The following is a 17,229-nucleotide window of genomic DNA, read 5'->3' as shown; positions in this document are numbered from 1 at the left end:
GCACCGCCCGGAAGGACACCACCATGACGGCCACCAAGCCCGAGGCCACCCAGCGCAGCCGCGAGCCCGCCGCAGAGGACGCCCTGCTGAAGCTGGGCACGTTCCTCCGGCGCGGCAAGGCCTCCCCGGACCTGCGCCAGATCTTCCTCGAGGGCGGCCGGGAGGGTGACGCGTTCTACCGCGACCGGTGGAGCCACGACAAGGTGGTGCGCTCCACGCACGGGGTGAACTGCACGGGTTCGTGCTCGTGGAAGGTGTATGTCAAGGACGGCATCATCACCTGGGAGACCCAGCAGACCGACTACCCCTCGGTGGGCCCGAACTCCCCCGAGTACGAGCCCCGCGGCTGCCCCCGCGGCGCCGCGTTCTCCTGGTACACCTACTCCCCCACCCGGGTGCGCTACCCCTACGTGCGCGCCGCCCTGCTCAACCTCTACCGCGAGGCGAAGGCCCGGCTCACCGACCCGGTCGAGGCCTGGGCCGACATCGTCGAGGACCCAGCCCGTGCCCGGCAGTACAAGGCCGCCCGCGGCAAGGGCGGCCTGGTGCGTGCCACGTGGGAGGAGGTCGAGGAGATCATGGCCGCGGCCCACGTGTACACCACCCAGCAGTACGGGCCGGACCGGCTGGCCGGCTTCTCCGTCATCCCGGCGATGTCGCAGGTCTCCTACGGCGCCGGCTCACGGTTCTACTCGCTCATGGGCGGGCAGATGCTCTCCTTCTACGACTGGTACGCGGACCTGCCGATGGCCTCCCCGCAGGTCTTCGGCGACCAGACCGACGTGCCGGAGTCGGCGGACTGGTTCAACGCCGGGTACCTGATCATGTGGGGCTCAAACATCCCGGTCACCCGGACCCCGGACGCCCACTTCATGGCCGAGGCCCGCTACCACGGTCAGAAGGTGGTGGCGGTCTCCCCCGACTACGCCGACAACACCAAGTTCGCCGACGAGTGGCTCGCCGTGCACCCCGGGACCGACGGCGCGCTGGCCCTGGCGATGGGGCACGTGATCCTCTCCGAGTTCCACGTCCGCGAGCGCACCCCCCGCTTCCTGGAGTATATGAAGCGGTACACCGACTCCCCGTTCCTGGTCAGCCTCGAGCCGCGCGACGACGCCTACGTGCCCGGCAAGTTCCTCACCGCCGCCGACTTCGCCGGCGACCCCGAGCACGCCGCCCTGGCCGACGGCGAGCAGCCCGCCTTCCGCACCGTCCTCCTGGACGACGGCGGCACCCCGGTGGTCCCCAACGGCACCCTGGGTGACCGGTTCGGCGAGGCGGGCAAGGGCCGGTGGAACCTCGACCTGGGAGACGTCGACCCCACCCTCACCCTGGCCGACCTGCCCGGCAGCGAGGCCGTCGCGGTGGACCTGCCGCGTTTCGACGTCCCACCCACCCCCGAGTCGGGCGCGACCGGCGCGCACACCGGCGGCACCGGCGTCGTGCGCCGCGGGGTGCCCGTGCGGCGGGTGGCCGGCCGCCTGGTCACCACCGTCTACGACCTCCTCCTCGCCCAGTACGGGGTGGCCCGTGACGGGCTGCCCGGCACCTGGCCGGCCGGCTACGACGACCCCACCACCCCCGGCACCCCCGCCTGGCAGGAGGAGCTCACCGGCGTCCCCGCCAACGCGGCCATCCGCATCGGCCGCGAGTTCGCGGACAACGCGGTGCGCTCCAAGGGCCGGTCGATGATCGTCATGGGCGCCGGCGTCAACCACTACTTCCACGCCGACACCATCTACCGGGCGATGCTGGCGCTGACCACCATGACCGGCTGCCAGGGCGTCAACGGCGGCGGCTGGGCGCACTACGTGGGCCAGGAGAAGGTCCGGCCGATCACCGGCTTCCAGCAGTACGGCTTCGCCCTGGACTGGCAGCGCCCGCCCCGGCAGATGACCGCCACCTCCTTCTGGTACCTGGCCACCGACCAGTGGCGCTACGACGGCATGCCCGCCGACGCCCTCGCCTCCCCGCTCGCCGGCGGCACGTTCGCCGGGCGCACGACGGCGGACACCCTCGTCGAGGCGGTCAAGCGTGGCTGGACCCCGAGCTTTCCCACCTTCAACCGCAACCCCCTGCTCCTCACCCAGGAGGCCGCGGAGGCGGGCAAGGAGGTGGCCGACCACGTGGTCGACGAGCTCAAGGCCGGTAACCTGCGCTACGCCGTCGAGGACCCCGACGCCCCGGAGAACTTCCCCCGGGTGCTCACCGTATGGCGCTCGAACCTGCTCGGCTCCTCCGCCAAGGGCAACGAGTACTTCCTCAAGCACCTGCTCGGCACCGAGTCGGCCGTCCGGGCGGCCGAGACCGCGCCGGAGCGGCGCCCGCGGGACATCGTCTGGCGCGAGCAGGCCCCCGAGGGCAAGCTCGACCTGCTCACCGCGATCGACTTCCGGATGACCTCGACCACGCTGTTCTCCGACATCGTGCTGCCGGCCGCCACCTGGTACGAGAAGTACGACCTGTCCAGCACGGACATGCACCCGTTCGTGCACGCCTTCACCCCGGCGATCAACCCGCCGTGGCAGACCCGCTCGGACTTCGCGATCTTCCAGAGCCTGGCCCGCAAGGTCAGCGCGCTCAGCGCCGGCCACCTCGGGGTGCACCGCGACGTCGTCGCCGCCCCGCTCGCCCACGACACCCCCGACGAGCTGACCACCCCGCACGGCACCGTCGCCGCCATGGACGAGCTGCCCATGACGCCGGGCGTGACGATGCCCAAGCTGGTGGTCGTCGAGCGGGACTACCCCAACCTCGCGGCAAAGTTCGACGCCCTCGGTCCGCTGCCGGACAAGCTCGGCATGGTGACCAAGGGCGTCGCCTTCGACCCGACGGAGGAGGTCCACGCCCTGGGCGAGAAGAACGGCCGCGCGACCTCCGGCGTCGCCGCCGGGCGGCCCCTGCTGGACAAGGACACCAAGGCCTGCGAGATGATCCTGGCCTTCTCCGGCACCACCAACGGCCGGCTGGCCACCCAGGGCTTCGAGAACATGGAGAAGCGCACCGGCACCCGGCTGGCGGACCTCTCCGCCGACCACGCCGGCACCCGCATCACCTTCGCCGACACCCAGCTGCGCCCGCAGGCGGTGGTCACCTCCCCGGAGTGGTCCGGCTCCGAGCACGGCGGACGGCGGTACTCGGCGTTCGTCATCAACGTCGAGCGGCTCAAGCCCTGGCACACCCTGACCGGGCGGCAGCACTTCTTCCTCGACCACGACTGGATGAGCGAGATCGGGGAGAACCTGCCCGTCTTCCGGCCCCCGCTGGACATGCACCGGCTGTTCGGTGACGCCATCCCCGGCGACACCACACCCACCGGGTCCGCACCCGCCGGGGTGGCCGAGGTGGCCGTGCGCTACCTGACGCCGCACTCGAAGTGGTCCATCCACTCCGAGTACCAGGACAACCTGTTCATGCTCGCCCTCTCCCGCGGCGGCCCGAGCATCTGGATGTCGGTGCAGGACGCCGCCAAGATCGGCGTCAAGGACAACGAGTGGATCGAGGCTTACAACCGCAACGGCGTGATCGTGGCCCGCGCGGTGGTCTCCCACCGCATGCCCGAGGGCACGGTGTACATGCACCACGCCCAGGACCGCGTCATCGACGTGCCGGTGGCGGAGACCTCCGGGCTGCGCGGCGGGATCCACAACTCCGTGACCAGGGTGCTGCTCAAGCCCAGCCACCTCATCGGCGGCTACGCCCAGCTGAGCTACGCGTTCAACTACATCGGCCCCACGGGCAACCAGCGTGACGAGGTGACGGTCATCCGTCGCCGCAGCCAGGAGGTGCAGTACTCATGACGGAACGGCGAGCTCCGCAGCGAGGCACGAGCGAAGGGGGAGCGTGACCCTATGAAGGTCATGGCGCAGATGTCCATGGTGATGAACCTGGACAAGTGCATCGGGTGCCACACCTGCTCGGTGACGTGCAAGCAGGCGTGGACCAACCGCACCGGCATGGAGTACGTCTGGTTCAACAACGTCGAGACCCGGCCCGGGCTGGGCTACCCCCGCACCTACCAGGACCAGGAGCGGTGGGGCGGCGGGTGGGTGCGCACCAAGCGGGGGAAGGTCAAGCTCCGCGCGGGCGGGCGGCTGAAGAAGCTCGCGACGATCTTCTCCAACCCCAAGATGCCCACCATCCACGACTACTACGAGCCGTGGACGTACGAGTACGACGCGCTGCTCTCCGCCCCGGCGAACTCCCGGCACACCCCGGTCGCGCGCCCGAAGTCCCTGCTCACCGGCGAGCCCACGAAGATCGAGTGGTCGGCCAACTGGGACGACAACCTCGGCGGCTCCCAGGAGATCGCCACCCTGGACCCCGTGCTCAAGCACATGAACGACCACGTGGCCATGGAGTTCGAGAAGACCTTCATGTTCTACCTGCCGCGGATCTGCGAGCACTGCCTCAACCCGTCCTGCGTGGCCTCGTGCCCCTCCGGCGCGATGTACAAGCGGGCCGAGGACGGCATCGTGCTCGTGGACCAGGAGCAGTGCCGCGGGTGGCGCATGTGCTTGACGGGCTGCCCGTACAAGAAGGTCTACTTCAACCACAAGACCGGCAAGGCCGAGAAGTGCACGCTGTGCTACCCGCGCGTCGAGGTCGGCCTGCCGACCGTGTGCTCGGAGACCTGCGTGGGCCGGCTGCGCTACCTCGGCCTGGTGCTCTACGACGCCGACCGGGTGGGTGAGGCGGCCGCCGTCGAGGACGAGCACGACCTGCTCGCCGCGCAGCGCTCGGTCTTCCTCGACCCGCACGACCCGGAGGTCGTCGCCGCCGCCCGGCGCGACGGCATCCCGGCGGACTGGGTCGAGGCCGCGCAGAACTCCCCGATCTGGCGGCTCATCAGCGACTACGAGGTGGCGCTGCCGCTGCACCCGGAGTACCGCACCCTGCCGATGGTCTGGTACATCCCGCCGTTGAGCCCGGTGGTCGACGTCGTCACCGCCTCGGGCAACGACGGTGAGGACGCCAAGACGCTGCTGACGGCGCTGTCCACGATGCGCATCCCGCTGGAGTACCTGGCCGGGCTGTTCTCCGCCGGGGACACCGCCCCTGTGGAGAAGACGCTGCGCCGCCTGGCCGCCATGCGCTCCTACATGCGCGACATCAACCTCGGGGAGGAGCCCGACGAGGGGATCGCCGCGGCCGTGGGCATGACCGGCACGGAGATCCAGGAGATGTACCGGCTCCTGGCCATCGCCAAGTACGAAGAGCGTTACGTCATCCCCACCGCGCACACCGAGGTGGCGCAGGGCCTGGAGGAGATGGCCTGCTCGCTCGACTTCGAGGGCGGCCCCGGCATGGGCGGCACCGGCCCGTTCGGCACCTCCTCCGGCGTCCCGCAGCCGGCCAGCGTGGAGACCTTCCACGCCCTGAAGGAACGCCAGACGACGGACAGCCCGCACACCCCGTCCGGGCGCGGGCGGGTCAACCTGCTCAACTGGGACGGGCGCGGGAGCGCCAGCGGGCTGTTCCCGCCGGGCTCCGGCCGCGCCCCGGAGCCGGAGTCGCTGACGGTGACCGACCCCGACGCCGCCGCCGGCACGTTCCGCGACGACCCCAACCCCGGGGGCTTCCCCGGTATCTCCCGGGACGACGCCCGGCCCGGCTCCGACGCCGCCGAGGGGCACCGATGAGCTCCTTCGTCCGCGTGCCCGCGCTGGAGCCGCTGCGCCCGGTGCACGTCACGGCCCGGCAGCGGGCGCTGACCTGCATGGCGGCCTCCGTGCTGCTCGACTACCCCACCGCCGAGCAGGTGGCTCGGATGGCCACGGTGCGCGACGGCGTCGCCCAGCTGCCCGAGGCCGTGCGGTCCCGGATCGCAGGGTTCGCCGAGCACGCGCTGGCCGCCGACCCGCAGCAGCTGGCCCGCGCTTACGTCGACACCTTCGACACCAAGCGCAAGTGCTCGATGTACCTGTCCTACTTCCTCACCGGCGACACCCGGCGCCGCGGCACCGCACTGGTGCGGTTCGTCGAGGCGTACCGCGCCGCGGGGTGGGAGGTGGACCGCAACGAGCTGCCGGACTTCCTGCCGATCGTGCTGGAGTTCACCGCCGTCGGGGACGCCGAGCTCGGCAGCGCCCTGCTGGCCTCGCACCGCGAGGGCATCGAGGTGCTGCGCTCGGCGCTGACCCAGATGGGCAGCGCGTACGCGGCGGTGGTCGAGGCGATCTGCCTGGTGCTGCCCAAGCCCAGCGCCGCCGTCGAGGACCGCCTGCTGCAGCTCATCACCGCGGGCCCTCCCACGGAGATGGTGGGGCTGAGCGCGCTGGGACCGTTGGAACCGTTCGCCCCGCAGGGGGCCGCCAGCTCGGAGGTCAGGGCATGAGTGCCACAAGCACCCTCGCGTGGGTGGTGTTCCCATACGTGGCGATGGCCGTGTTCGTGGTGGGCGCCATCTGGCGCTACCGCTACGACAAGTTCGGGTGGACCACACGCTCCTCCGAGCTGTACGAGCACAGGATCTTGCGGCTGGGCTCGCCGCTGTTCCACTTCGGCATCATCTTCGTGGCGCTGGGCCACTTCATGGGCCTGCTGATCCCGAAGGCGTGGACCGAGGCGGTCGGCTTCGGGCAGACCGCGTACCACTTCATCGCCACCTACATGGGGTCGGTGGCCGGGCTGGCGACGATCGTGGGCCTGGCCATCCTCATCTACCGCCGCCGCACCACCGGGCCGGTGTTCCTGGCCACCACCCGGGTGGACAAGCTGATGTACGTGCTGCTGGCGCTGCCGATCCTGCTGGGCATGTGGTCCACCATCCAGCATCAGATCCTGGCCGGGGAGCACGGGTACGACTACCGCGAGACCATCTCGCCCTGGCTGCGCTCGCTGTTCTACTTCCAGCCGCAGCCCGAGCTGATGGCGGACGTGCCGCTGACGTTCAAGCTGCACATCGTCGCCGCGTTCCTGCTGTTCCTCGTGTGGCCGTTCACGCGGCTGGTCCACGTGTTCTCCGCCCCGCTGCCCTACGCGTCGCGGCCGTACATCGTCTACCGCTCCCGCAAGGAGGGCGCCGGCGCCCGGCCGGCCCGCCCGGGCTGGGAGCAGTCGCCGACGCCGAAGGGCCGGCACGCGGGGCCGACGAGCACCACCACCTGAGCGTTGCCTCCCCCGGCTTTCTCCGGCTCGAGGGGCCAGTGTTCCCGCTCCGGCACCTGTCAGCCCGGCCGACGCCAGCTCGGCCGGGCTGACGCCTTGTCGGGTCGCCCGACGAACCCCGGGGTCGGGTCGCCCGACGAACCCTGGGGGTTGATCGAGCGGGCCATGGCCTGTGCTGCCTCAATTTGCGACCCGGGATCCGCAGATGCGGCGCTACACTCCGTTTTGTGTCGCAATTTCGAATCAGTGAGGCCGCGGGGCTTCTTGGTGTCAGCGATGACACCGTGCGCCGCTGGGTCGACGACGGACGCCTCCCGTCCTCCACGGATGCCGCCGGACGCAAGGTGGTCCAGGGCGTCGACCTCGCCCGCCGGGCCCAGGAGCATGCCGCCCAGGTCAACGGACCGGGCGAGGACGGCGTGGGTCGCTCCGCGCGCAACCGCTTCACGGGCCTGGTCACCCGCGTCCTCGCCGACGGGGTCATGGCCCAGGTGGAGCTCCAGTGCGGCCCGTACCGGGTGGTCTCCCTGATCAGCCGTGAGGCTGCCGAAGAGCTCGGCCTGGAGCCTGGTTCCCTGGCCACCGCCGTCGTCAAGGCCACGACCGTGATCATCGAGACCCCGAAGGCGGCGTTGTGAAGCGTATTCAGGGTGCTCGGCCCGGCGGACACGACGCTCGGCCCGGCGGACACGACGGCCGGCCTCGCGCCAGGGTCACGTGCCCGGGGAGGCTCCGTGCCGCCGTCGTCCCCCTGGCCCTGCTGCCCGCGCTGGCGCTGGCCGCGTGCGGAGGCACGAACGGCACCGACGAGCCGGCGGACGGCGTCAGCGGGACGGGCGACACCTCGGAGACGACGGCCACCCCGGCCGAGGACGCGCTGAGCGGCGAGCTCACGGTCTTCGCGGCCGCCTCGCTGAACAAGGTCTTCGAGGAGCTGGGCGCCACCGTCGAGCAGGCACACCCCGAGGTCAGCGTGACGTTCTCCTTCGCCGGCTCCTCCGACCTGGTCAGCCAGATCCTCGCGGGCGCCCCCGCCGACGTGCTGGCCACCGCCAACGAGTCGACCATGACGCAGGCCGTCGAGGGCGGCGCGGTGGCGGGCGAGCCGACGTTGGTCGCCGAGAACGTCCTCACGCTCATCGTCCCGGCGGGCAACCCGGCCGGCGTGGCCGGCCTCGATGCGAGCCTCGACGGCGCCTCGCTCGTGGTGTGCGCCCCGCAGGTGCCGTGCGGTGCGGCGACCGTGGAGCTCGCCGAGCTGATGGGAGTCACGCTGAACCCGGTGAGCGAGGAGTCCGCGGTGACCGACGTGCTCGGCAAGGTCACCTCCGGGCAGGCGGACGCGGGCCTCGTCTACAGCACCGACGCCGCGGGCGCGGGGGACGCCATCGAGGTCATCGCGGTGCCCGAGGCCGACCAGGTGGTCAACCGGTACCGGGTGGCGATCCTTCAGGACAGCCAGGCGCCCGAGCTCGCGCAGCTATGGGTGGACACCCTCACCGGGGAGGCCGGGCGCGAGATCCTGGCCGACGCCGGGTTCCGCCTGCCGTGACCGCGATCCCGCGCCAGGCCCGCGCCGGGCGGGCGGGACGAGGCCCGAACGACCGCCGGCGGGCGGGGCGGGGGCCGAACGACCGCCGGCGGGCGGGGCGGGGGCCGAACGACCGCCGGCGGGCGGGCCGAGGTGCCGCCGAGGACGCGGGGCTGCCGGGATGGGTCTTCCTGCCAGCCGGCGCGGCGGTGCTGGTCATCGTCGTACCGGTGCTGGGGATGCTGCTGCGGGTGCCGTGGTCCCGGTTCCCCGCCCTGGTCTCCTCCGAGGCGTCGGTCGCAGCGCTGGTGCTGAGCCTGCGCACGTCGCTGAGCGCCACCGTGCTGTGCGTGCTCCTCGGGGTGCCGCTGGCCCTCGTGCTGGCCCGCGGCCGGCTGCCAGGGCTGCGGGTGCTGCGCACCGTCGTCCTGCTTCCGCTGGTCCTGCCGCCGGTGGTCTCGGGACTGGCCCTGCTGACCACGCTCGGACGCCGGGGTCTGCTCGGCGCCCGGCTCGAGGCGCTGGGGGTCGACATCGCGTTCTCCACCACCGCGGTGGTGATCGCGCAAACGTTCGTCTCGCTGCCGTTCCTCGTGCTCTCCCTCGAGGGGGCCGCGCGTACCGCCGGGCAACGCTACGAGCGGATCGCCGCCACCCTGGGTGCGCGCCCCACCACGGTCCTGCGGCGCGTCACCGTGCCGCTGCTGCTCCCGGCCCTGGCCTCGGGCACCGCCCTCGCCTTCGCCCGGGCGCTCGGCGAGTTCGGCGCGACGCTAACGTTCGCGGGCTCGCTGCAGGGCGTCACGCGCACCCTGCCGCTGGAGATCTACCTGCAGCGCGAGACCGATCCCGATGCGGCGCTGGCGCTGTCCGTGGTCCTCATCGCCGTGGCGGCGGTGATGGTGCTCGCGACGCAGCGGCGGCCCCCACCCGATTCCCGGCCCGGCGCCGCAGCGGCGACCGCCTCGCCCACATCGGGGACGATCCGTCAGGCTTTGCCCGACGAAAGCTCCCCGGTCCGCCCGCCGGGGCGGCCACGGGTACCTGCCACGCCGATCTCAGTCCACGCGAGCGTGCCCGAGCGGGACATCCACCTCGACGTGGAGGTGCCGGGCGGTGGCGTGCTCGCAGTCCTCGGCCCGAACGGGGCCGGAAAGTCGACGCTGCTCGGGCTGCTCTCCGGGCTCGTGCGCCCCGCGGCGGGGACCGTGCGCATCGGCGCCCGCACGGTCGCCGGGCCGGACGCATGGGTGGCGCCCCACGCGCGCCGCGTGAGCCTGCTCGCCCAGGAGCCGCTGCTCCTGCCGCACCTGGACGCGCTGGGCAACGTCGCCTTCGGTCCGCGCGCCACGGGCACGCCCCGCGCCGTGGCTCGCGGCGTGGCCCAGGACGCGCTGGGCCGGGTCGGGGCCGCACACCTGGCCGGGCGCCGGACGCACCAGCTCTCCGGCGGGCAGGCGCAGCGCGTGGCACTGGCTCGGGCACTGGCGCCCGAGCCCGACGTCGTGCTGCTGGACGAGCCACTCTCCGCGCTCGACGTCGACGCCGCGGTGGCCATGCGCCAGGCTCTGCGGACGGTCCTGCGCGAGTCGGGCCGCACCGCGGTCCTCGTCACCCACGACCTGCTGGACGTCCTGGCACTGGCCGATGACGTCGTCGTCCTGGAGGGCGGCCGGGTGGTCGAGCACGGCCCGGTTCTCGAGGTCCTGACCCGTCCGCGGTCCGCCTTCGCGGCGCGGCTCGCGGGAGTGAACCTCGTCGCCGGGTCGCTGCGGCTCGGTGACGCCGACGGCGGAGCGGTGGTGGCCGAGCCCGGCCCGCTGGTGGTGCACGGCCTGGTCGACCCGGCCTGTCGGCCCGACGAGCAGGTGGCGGCGACCTTCAGCCCCCGCGCCGTCAGCGTCCACCGCGACCCGCCCGGCGGCAGCCCGCGCAACACCGTGCCGGTGGTCGTGGCGTCGCTGGAGCACCTCGGCGAGCTGGTGCGCGTGCACGCCGGCACCGCCGACGGGCACCGGCTGGCGGCCGACATCACGCCCGCCGCGGTCGCCGCGCTGGAGCTTGACGCGGGCGCCGCGGCGCTGTTCACGGTCAAGGCCGCCGAGGTGGCGATCTTCCCGGCCTGACGAGACGGGCGACGCACCGCGTCGCACCCGACATCGCGCCGCCCCGCGTCACGGTGGTGGTGGCGCCGTCGGCGACGACATCGGCCTCGCCGTCGGGACACCGGTTCCCGTCATTCAGGACCGTCCCGTGGTCGCCCGGGCATTCCCCGGCGCCAGGCTTCCCGGTACACGCCCCGTCCGGGGCCGGACCAGGAGGCACCGATGACCGCCACGACCACCACCCGCACGGCCCCCGCCATCACACCGACCCGACGCCGCCTGGCCGCCGTGGCCGCGCTGCTGGCGGCGGCGGCACTTCTCGGCGACGTCGCCGTCAGCATGGTCGACCCCGCCGCGCTGGACGACCACAGCCAGGGACTCGGCCGCGTCTCGGAGGGCCTCGTCGGCGTGGCCTTCCTCCTGGGTGCGCTCGCGCTCGCGGCGCTGGTGCCGACGCGGGGGCGGGCGGGCCGGGGGTTGTGGTGGCAGGCGGCGGGGCGCCGGGCGTGGTGGTGGCTGGCGGTCCTGGGGCTGGCGGCCAGCGGGCTGTCGATGATCGGGGTGGTGGTCACGGGCACCGAGCCGCCGTCAGGGCTCGTCACCGCCGAAGTTCTCATCGCGCTCGTCGGGATGGTCGGCTCCGCCGTGACGGGGGTCCGCGCGGGCACGTGGCCCTGGCCGGTGGGCCTCGGCGTCGCGCTCTACCTGCCGATCATGTTCCTGGTGCCGCTCAACGCCGCCTTCATGGCGCTCGTCTGGATCGGTGTCGCGGCCGCCGCTCGCCGGCGCACCTGGCGGGCTGGTACCACCCACCCCGCCGTGGCGTAGTCGCTAGGGTCCAGGCGTGGACGCCGTCGCCCCAGGCATCGTTGCCCCGACCGTGCCGGCGACGGCGCCGGTCGCGACCGCGCGGTGGTCTGCCCTGGCCCGGGCGGGCATCCTCGCCGCAGCGCTGGCGGCAGCGGCGCTCTTCGCTCTGAGCGTGCCAGCCGCCATCGCGGCCGGGTCCGCCGTGTGCGCGGCCAGCCCCTGCCCGCCCGGTGCGCTCACCCCCGCGGAGGTGGCCGGGCTGAACGGGCTCGGGCTGACCCCGGTGGGGTACGCCGTCGCCGGCATCGTGCTGCTGAGCCTGCTGGTGCTGACGTACCTCGCGGTGGCGGTGCTGCTGGTCCGGGTGGCCGGCCCCCGCCCAGAGGCGCTGACGGCGGCCGCGGTACTGGTGGGAGTCGGGCTGGTGTTCCCGCAGACCTTGCCCGCGCTCGCGGCCGCGTCGCCGGGTTGGACCAGGGTCGTGGCGGTGGTCGACGCCGCGGTGCTGGTCGCGTTCGTGGCCTGGCTGCTGACGTTCCCGACCGGGCGTTTCGCCCCGCGGTGGACCGCGCTCCTGATCGCGCTGGTGGTCCTGGTCGAGCTGGCCGGGATGGTCGGGGCGGGCCTGCCCGGCCCGGTGGAGACCGCCGGGACGGTGGCGCTCCTGGGTGTGGTGGTGCTCGTGGTGCTGAGCCGGTACCACCGCACGGACCCGGCGGGACGGTCTCAGGCGCGGTGGGTCGCCGGGGCGTTCACGATCGCCGGGACGGCGCTGCTGGTGGCGACGGTGGCCCAGCAAGCCCTAGGCGTCGGTCCGGGCACGGTCGCCGACCTCGTCGTCCAGGCCGGGATCGTGCTGAGCTTCGAGCTCGTCCCGCTGGCCGTCGCGGCTGCGGTGCTGCGCCGCGGGCTCTGGGACGCCACGTCCGCGATCGCCCGGACCGCCACCTACGCGTTGCTCGGCGTCGGCGCCGTGACGGTGTACCTGGTGGTCGTCGCGATCGCGGTGACCGTCGCGCTGGACCCCACCGGGGCTGCGGTGGTCGCGGCCGGGGCGGTCGCCGTCGCCGTCCACCCGGCCTTCCTGGCCGTGCGCGCCGTGGTCAACCGCGCCCTGTACGGCACCCGCGATGATCCCGCCGTCCTGCTCGCCGCCCTCACCACCGCCCCAGGCACCGGTCATGCCCTGGAGACCGCCGTGGCGACGCTGCGCCGGTCGCTGCGGCTGGCCGCCGTGGAGATCACCCTGCCCGGCGGCGAGGTCGTGCACGCCGGCACCGCGCCCGCGACGGCGCCGCGTCGTGCGTTCGGTCTGGTCCACGCGGGCACGCCGGTCGGCGAGCTCGTCCTCGTGGGCGAGCCCGACCGCGCGAGCCGGCACGCCCTCGACCCGACGCTCGCCCACCTCGGCGTCCTCGCCCACGCGACCACGCTCGACCGGCGGCTCGCCCACTCCTACCGGGCGCTCGTCAGCGCCCGCGAGGAGGAGCGGCGCCGCATCCGCAACGACCTGCACGACGGGCTCGGCCCCACGCTCGGCGCGGTGCGCCTGTCCCTGGCCGCCGCCGGCAACCACCTCGCGACGGACCCGGCGCGCGCCGCGGCCCTGCTGGAGGACGCCCGCCGGCACGTCGGTGGCGCGGTGGTGGAGGTGCGCCGGCTCGTCTACGGGCTGCGTCCGCCCGCGCTCGACGAGCTGGGCCTGGTCGGTGCCCTGACCGCGTTCACCCGCACCGCCTCGACGATGCCGGTGGAGGTGCGCGCCGACGACGCCGTGCGGCGGGCCGCGCTGCCCGCCGCCATCGAGGTCGCCGCCTACCGGATCGCTGTCGAGGCCGTCGCGAACGCGTGGCGGCACTCGAGCGGCACCCGGTGCGAGGTCCGGGTCGAGCTCCAGCCCGGCGCACTGCGCCTGACCGTGCGGGACGACGGGAGCGGCGGCGCACCCACCGCCGGACCGGACGCCGACGCACCGGACGGGGCGAGGCTCCAGGGCACGCCCGGGGTGGGGACGACGTCGATGCTCGACCGGGCGCGCGAGCTCGGCGGCAGCGTGCGCATCGCCTCCGACGTCCACGGCACCGTCGTGACCGCGTCGCTGCCGCTGCCCGAGCCCAGCGACCCGCGGCTGCCAAAGCCCGCCGGCCCGCGGCTGCCCGGGCCGGGCCTCACCAAGGCGGACCTGTGAGCCAGACACCCGCCGTCGGCCCGCCGATCCGGGTGGCGGTCGCCGACGACCACACCCTCTTCCGCGAGGGCCTGCGGGCTCTCTTCGACTCTCGCGCCGACGTCGAGCTCGTCGGGTCCGCCGCCGACGGTGCGGAAGCGGTCAAGGTGGCGGTCACCGCCCGGCCGCAGGTGATGCTCATGGACATCCGCATGCCGGACGAGGACGGCATCGCGGTCACCTCCCGGCTGCAGGTGCTCGCCCCCGACGTCGCCGTGGTCATGCTGACGATGGTCGACGACGCCGAGCAGCTGGCCGAGGCGATCCGGCACGGTGCGGTGGGCTACGTGCTCAAGGGCGCCGACGAGGACGAGCTGCTCGAGGTCGTCCACGCGGCGGCCCGGCGGGAGCTGCACTTCGGGCCCAGTGCCGTGGCGCACGCCCGGGCGATGCTGCGGGCGGGCGGTGCACCGTATGCCCCGCCGCTGCCGGAGCTCAGCGAGCGTGAGCGGGAGATCCTCGACCTGCTCGCCTCGGGGTACGACGTCGCCCGCATCGCCGGCCGGCTCCATCTGAGCACGAAGTCGGTACGCAACTACCTCACGGGGATCCCACGCAGGCTGGGCGTGCCGGACCGGGAGGCGGCCCTCGCCCGCGCCCGCGCCGCGGGGCTGGGCCGGCACCGGCCGACGTGAGGTCGGGTGGCATGAGCGGAGGCATGAGGCTCCAGGCGGGGGCGCCGGTGCGGCGCCGCGCGGGTGTCAGCCGGTCAGGTAGTCCCGCAGCACGACGGCCTGGTTGTGCTCGGTGTCCTTCGCCGAGTAGACCAGCGTGACGGTGCCCTGCTCACGCTCGAGGTCGCGGAGTCGGCCGACTGCCGGGTTGGCGTCGAGCTCGGCGCGGTAGCGGCGGGCGAACTCCTCGAACTTCGCCGGTTCGTGGCCGAACCACGTGCGCAGCTCGGTCGAGGGCCCGATCTCCTTGAGCCACAGGTCGACGTGCACGTCGGCCTTGGCGACCCCGCGAGGCCACAGCCGGTCCACCAGCACGCGGGCCGCGCCGTCGTCCTCCGGCGGGTCGTAGACGCGCGCGATCTGGATGGCCATGACCCCATGGTGGCCCCACCCGCGGCGTGGGCAAGTCCTGTCGCGCCCGAACCGCGCCGCTCCTTGCCGCACTCACGGAGCCGACGGGGGCGCGAACCAGCCCGACGGGCTCAGCGCGCCGCCGAGCCGTGGCGCGTACTGGTCGAAGAACACCTTCGCGACGAGCTCACGACGGCTGGAGACACCCGCCTTGTCGAAGACGGACTTCAGGTGGTCCTGCACCGTGTAGGGCGAGAGGTGCAGGGCCGCGGCGATCTCCGCCGTGCTGGCCCCACGCAGCACTCCCGCGACGACGTCGCGCTCGCGGGCGCTGAGGCCCAGCGCGGCGACGACGACCGGCACCACCTCCGGCGGGCCTGCCTGCTTGATCGTGACGACCACGTGCCGGCGGTCGCCGGCGTGGTCGGCGAGCGCCGCGCCGTGCACCACGAGCCACCGGCCGGTGCGGGTGCGGACCCGCGCCCGGGCCTGCAGCAGCCTGCCCCGGCGTGCGGGGGCGCGGGCTGCGGCGATCGTCGCGACGACGGCGATCGGCAGCTCACCGTGCACGGCGCCGCCGAGCTCGGCGACCAGGTGCTCGGCCGTCGTGGTGGACTGCACCACCCGGCCCGCGGAGTCGACCACGAGCACGCCCGGCGCTCCACCCTCACCCGCCTGCCACCCGCCGGCGGCCGCGGCAGACGCGGCAGACGCGGCGGCCGCGGCAGACGCGGCAGGTGGGGCCTGCCGCAGCCGCTGGGCCGCACCGGCCGCCACCGCGGCACGTGCCCCCAGGGCGAGCACCGGGGCGATTGCAGCCACCAGGTCCGCCTCGCTCGCGCTGAACCCGCGCGAGCCCTGACGATAGAGGGCCAGCGTGGCCCACGCGGCGCCCCCGACGACCAGCGCGGCCCGTAGCTCGTGCTGGAGCCCGTACCGGGTGGTGAGCAGGTCTCGGTAGCGGGTGCTGCGGTTCGGGTCGCCGCCGGTGTCGTCCACGAGGACGCCCACCGGGCGCGGCCGGCGGGCGAGGTCGACGAAGAGGTTCACCTCGTCGGTGACGTACTCGTGGGCGAGGAACTCCACGTCGTGGTCGCTCGGGAGCGCAACCTTCGTGGAGCCGGTGATCAGACCGGTCCCCGGGTCGAGGCTGCCGTGGCACGCGGCGTCGAACGGCACGGCCCGACCCAGCACCGACAGTGACTCGTGGGCGTACGCGGCCGGGTCCAGACCGGCGCGCGCGGCGCGCTCCAGCCGGCCACGCACCGCCTCCACGCCCGGATTCGCCATGCGCATATCGTGGCGGGACCCACTCGAAGCCGGGCGAATCTTGCCACCCCCTACTTCTGGGGGGTCGCCAGCGAGATTGCGCGCACGACGCCGGTGCCCGGCCACCCGCGTGCCCCTCGGACACCCGCTTCACCCGCGGGCGCCGTCCCCACGCACGGGTGAGACTCGACGGGTGCGAGAGCTGATCGTGCTGGGCACCGCCTCCCAGGTGCCCACCCGCACCCGCAACCACAACGGCTACCTGCTGCGCTGGGACGGGGAGAGCCTGCTGTTCGACCCGGGTGAGGGCACCCAGCGGCAGATGATCCACGCCGGGGTCGCGGCGCCGTCGATCACCCGGATCTGCCTGACCCACGTCCACGGCGACCACTGCTTCGGGCTGCCCGGGGTGCTCGCGAGGATGGCCGTCGACGGCGCCGACCACCCGGTGCACCTGCACTACCCAGCTGCGGGCGAGGAGGTGGTGCGTGCCCTGGTGGCCCTGGCCGGTCCCGGCGTCGACGTCCGGCTGGTGCCGCACGGCTCGGCGGATGAGGTGGCGCCGGGGCTGACGGTCGTGCCGCTGCGGCACCGGATCGCCGCCTTCGGCTACCGACTGGTCGAGCCGGACGGCCGCACCCTGGTCCCGGAGCAGCTCGCCGCCGTCGGCTTGTCCGGCCCGGCGGTGGGCCGGCTGCAGCGCGAGGGCCGGGTGGACGGCGTGCGCCTCGAGGACGTCAGCGTGCCACGCCGGGGGCAGCGGTTCGCGCTGGTGATGGACACCGCCGTGTGTGCCGGCGCCGAAGAGCTCGCCGACGGCGCCGACCTCCTCGTCACAGAGAGCACCTTCGCCGACGAGGACGCCGACCTGGCCGGGGCGTACCTGCACCTGACGGCGGGGCAGGCGGGCGGGCTCGCCGGGCACGGCGGCGCCGGCACCCTCGTGCTCACCCACTTCTCGGCGCGCTACCCCGACGTCACGCACCTCGCGGCCCAGGCCCGGGCCCGCGCGGGTCAGGCACGGGTGGTGGCGGCCGCCGACCTCGACCGGTTCGTGCTGCCGCCGCGCCGCCCGCCGTCTGCACCGCCGCACCGCCCGCCGTCAGCACCGCCGCGCCAAACGCCGTAACCACCCCCGCACCGAATGCCGTA

Annotated in this window: 13 protein-coding genes; 11 read left to right on the top strand and 2 right to left on the bottom strand. The window is 73.9% G+C overall.

The features are described from left to right. Window positions 1–23 precede the first annotated feature (23 nt). The 10 genes from FE374_RS01655 (at window position 24) to FE374_RS01610 (ending at window position 14,418) form a co-directional block, all read left to right on the top strand. Window positions 24–3,800: a nitrate reductase subunit alpha gene (locus FE374_RS01655; protein ID WP_139926949.1), complete on the top strand. Its 3,777-nt coding sequence runs from the start codon at window positions 24–26 to the stop codon at window positions 3,798–3,800. A 51-nt stretch (window positions 3,801–3,851) separates the two neighbouring features. Further along, window positions 3,852–5,642, top strand: coding sequence for a nitrate reductase subunit beta (gene narH, locus FE374_RS01650; RefSeq protein ID WP_139926948.1), 1,791 nt, complete (start codon window positions 3,852–3,854; stop codon window positions 5,640–5,642). Continuing rightward, window positions 5,639–6,337, top strand: coding sequence for a nitrate reductase molybdenum cofactor assembly chaperone (gene narJ, locus FE374_RS01645; protein ID WP_139926947.1), 699 nt, complete (start codon window positions 5,639–5,641; stop codon window positions 6,335–6,337). Before narH ends, narJ begins: the two co-directional genes overlap by 4 nt. Next, window positions 6,334–7,110, top strand: a complete 777-nt coding sequence (gene narI / locus FE374_RS01640) for a respiratory nitrate reductase subunit gamma (protein ID WP_139926946.1) — start codon at window positions 6,334–6,336, stop codon at window positions 7,108–7,110. The genes narJ and narI overlap by 4 nt, the downstream gene beginning before the upstream one ends. Before the next feature lie 227 nt (window positions 7,111–7,337). Further along, entirely contained in the window at window positions 7,338–7,748 is a 411-nt protein-coding gene (locus FE374_RS01635; protein ID WP_139926945.1) for a TOBE domain-containing protein, read from the top strand. After that, window positions 7,745–8,662, top strand: coding sequence for a molybdate ABC transporter substrate-binding protein (gene modA, locus FE374_RS01630; RefSeq protein WP_230978421.1), 918 nt, complete (start codon window positions 7,745–7,747; stop codon window positions 8,660–8,662). Before FE374_RS01635 ends, modA begins: the two co-directional genes overlap by 4 nt. Then, the gene (locus FE374_RS20150; RefSeq protein WP_139926944.1) at window positions 8,659–10,767 is read left to right on the top strand and encodes an ABC transporter permease; all 2,109 of its coding nucleotides are present in this window, start codon (window positions 8,659–8,661) and stop codon (window positions 10,765–10,767) included. The genes modA and FE374_RS20150 overlap by 4 nt, the downstream gene beginning before the upstream one ends. 201 nt (window positions 10,768–10,968) lie before the next feature. Further along, the gene (locus tag FE374_RS01620; protein ID WP_139926943.1) at window positions 10,969–11,574 is read left to right on the top strand and encodes a hypothetical protein; all 606 of its coding nucleotides are present in this window, start codon (window positions 10,969–10,971) and stop codon (window positions 11,572–11,574) included. 16 nt (window positions 11,575–11,590) lie between these two features. Continuing rightward, on the top strand, window positions 11,591–13,744 hold the full coding sequence (locus tag FE374_RS01615) for a sensor histidine kinase (protein WP_139926942.1): 2,154 nt from the start codon (window positions 11,591–11,593) through the stop codon (window positions 13,742–13,744). Continuing rightward, entirely contained in the window at window positions 13,741–14,418 is a 678-nt protein-coding gene (locus FE374_RS01610) for a response regulator transcription factor (RefSeq protein ID WP_223173615.1), read from the top strand. Before FE374_RS01615 ends, FE374_RS01610 begins: the two co-directional genes overlap by 4 nt. 66 nt (window positions 14,419–14,484) lie before the next feature. Here FE374_RS01610 and FE374_RS01605 read toward each other — a convergent pair whose 3' ends face one another. Together FE374_RS01605 and FE374_RS01600 are read right to left on the bottom strand one after the other, a co-directional pair. Beyond that, entirely contained in the window at window positions 14,485–14,829 is a 345-nt protein-coding gene (locus tag FE374_RS01605; protein ID WP_139926941.1) for a DUF488 domain-containing protein, read from the bottom strand. Window positions 14,830–14,901: 72 nt separating this feature from the next. After that, window positions 14,902–16,098 (bottom strand): helix-turn-helix transcriptional regulator, encoded by a 1,197-nt coding sequence (locus FE374_RS01600; protein WP_139926940.1) that lies wholly within the window; start codon window positions 16,096–16,098, stop codon window positions 14,902–14,904. A gap of 172 nt (window positions 16,099–16,270) precedes the next feature. Here FE374_RS01600 and FE374_RS01595 point away from each other — a divergent pair, with 172 nt between their 5' ends. Then, window positions 16,271–17,206 carry a ribonuclease Z gene (locus FE374_RS01595; protein ID WP_139926939.1) on the top strand — a complete coding sequence of 312 codons (936 nt, stop codon included), beginning with the start codon at window positions 16,271–16,273 and terminating at the stop codon, window positions 17,204–17,206. Window positions 17,207–17,229 lie beyond the last annotated feature (23 nt).

The organism is Georgenia yuyongxinii (assembly GCF_006352065.1).
Taxonomy (GTDB): Bacteria; Actinomycetota; Actinomycetes; order Actinomycetales; family Actinomycetaceae; genus Georgenia; species Georgenia yuyongxinii.
Note: the sequence above shows the minus strand (reverse complement) of the source record. Positions and strands in the feature narration are given on the sequence as shown.

What these genes read in the sequence shown, in the direction of transcription:
- FE374_RS01655 (WP_139926949.1), top strand. Translation starts at nt 24, where the DNA reads ATGACGGCCACCAAGCCCGAGGCCACCCAGCGCAGCCGCGAGCCCGCC.
- narH (WP_139926948.1), top strand. Translation starts at nt 3,852, where the DNA reads ATGAAGGTCATGGCGCAGATGTCCATGGTGATGAACCTGGACAAGTGC.
- narJ (WP_139926947.1), top strand. Translation starts at nt 5,639, where the DNA reads ATGAGCTCCTTCGTCCGCGTGCCCGCGCTGGAGCCGCTGCGCCCGGTG.
- narI (WP_139926946.1), top strand. Translation starts at nt 6,334, where the DNA reads ATGAGTGCCACAAGCACCCTCGCGTGGGTGGTGTTCCCATACGTGGCG.
- FE374_RS01620 (WP_139926943.1), top strand. Translation starts at nt 10,969, where the DNA reads ATGACCGCCACGACCACCACCCGCACGGCCCCCGCCATCACACCGACC.
- FE374_RS01605 (WP_139926941.1), bottom strand. Translation starts at nt 14,829, where the DNA reads ATGGCCATCCAGATCGCGCGCGTCTACGACCCGCCGGAGGACGACGGC.
- FE374_RS01600 (WP_139926940.1), bottom strand. Translation starts at nt 16,098, where the DNA reads ATGGCGAATCCGGGCGTGGAGGCGGTGCGTGGCCGGCTGGAGCGCGCC.